The organism is Ureaplasma canigenitalium ATCC 51252, assembly GCF_000712165.1.
Taxonomy (GTDB): domain Bacteria; phylum Bacillota_I; class Bacilli_A; order Mycoplasmatales; family Mycoplasmoidaceae; genus Ureaplasma; species Ureaplasma canigenitalium.
This window is the reverse complement of record NZ_JONZ01000008.1, coordinates 1-1,553: the sequence shown is the minus strand read 5'-3', so window position 1 is coordinate 1,553 and position 1,553 is coordinate 1. Positions and strand designations below refer to the sequence as shown.

General features: G+C 44.0%; 1 rRNA gene. It reads right to left on the bottom strand.

From position 1 onward, the window contains the following. Positions 1 to 1,512 (bottom strand): 23S ribosomal RNA (locus T416_RS0102045); the annotation flags it as partial. Between the last annotated feature and the right edge of the window lie 41 nt (positions 1,513 to 1,553).

The window sequence follows — 1,553 nt, the reverse complement described above, 5'->3', positions numbered from 1 at the left end:
CCTACTTACCATCCTTGTTATTTAAACCGGAATCCATTAACCGGCTCCTAATAACCTACTCCGTCACTCCATCACTCAATTCACAGGTACACGAATATTAACGCGTTTACCATCGACTACGCTTTTCAGCCTCGCCTTAGGATCCGACTTACCCTGGGTGGACGACCCTTCCCCAGGAACCCTTAGTCAATCGGTTTGAAAGATTCTCACTTTCATTCGTTACTCACGCCAGCATTCTTACTTGTATAAAATCCACTAATCCTCACGGTTTAGCTTCGGCTCATATACAACACTCGTCTACCGCTACCAAAATGGTAACCCATAACTTCGGTTATATGCTTAGCCCCGTTACATCTTCCGCGCAGAGTCTCTAAACAAGTGAGCTGTTACGCACTCTTTAAACGATGGCTGCTTCTAAGCCAACATCCTTGCTGTTTATGAAACTCAACATCGTTTTCCACTTAGCATATATTTGGGACCTTAGTTAATGATCTGGGCTGTTTCCCTCGCGACCATGAAGCTTATCCCCCACGGTCTGACTGCTGGAGTAGGTCAAATGGTATTCAGAGTTTAATTCTATTCAGTACACCGAGGTGGCGCCATCATAGATTCAGCGCTTTACCCCCACTTGACCAATAATCCAACGCTATTCCTAAAAATATTTCGACGAGAACGAGCTATCACGGAGTTCGATTGGAATTTCACCGCTATCCACAGGTCATCCCCCGTCGTTTCAACGAAGGTGGGTTCGGTCCTCCAGTGAATGTTACTTCACTTTCAACCTGCCCATGGATAGATCACCCCGTTTCGCGTCTATTGCAACATACTCAATGCCCTATTAAGACTTGGTTTCCCTCCGGCTCCATCTCTACGATTTAACCTTGCATGCTACAATAACTCGCTGGCTCATACTTCAAAAGGCACGCTATCACACATTAATGTGCTCTAACACCTTGTAAGCTTATGGTTTCAGGTTCTATTTCACTCCCATCTCTGGGTTCTTTTCACCGTTCCCTCACGGTACTATGCGCTATCGGTGACAAACTAGTATTTAGGCTTACCCAATGGTCTGGGTGGATTCAGACAGGATTTCACGTGTCCCGCCCTACTCAGGATACTACTAGGTAAAGAAAAGATTTCGCGTACAGGACTTTCACCTTCTATGGTATGGCTTCCCAACCAATTCTGCTATCTTTTCTTAGTCCATCTTGTAGTCCTACAACCCTGAATCGAAATTCAGTTTGGCCTACTCCCCTTTCGCTCGCCGCTACACAGGGAATCACATTCGTTTTCTTTTCCTCTGGCTACTGAGATGTTTCACTTCACCAGGTATCGCTTTATTAAGCTATGTATTTACTTAATAATAATATATCGAGATATATTGAGTTTCCTCATTCGGAGATCGACGGGTAAATGCTTTTTATCAGCTAACCGTCGCTTATCGCAGATTAACACGTCCTTCATCGCCTGTTTGTCCCAAGGCATTCACCATAAGCTCTTAGTAACTTATTATAAATCCTATTGGTTGTTTGAATTATATGATTGTTCACACT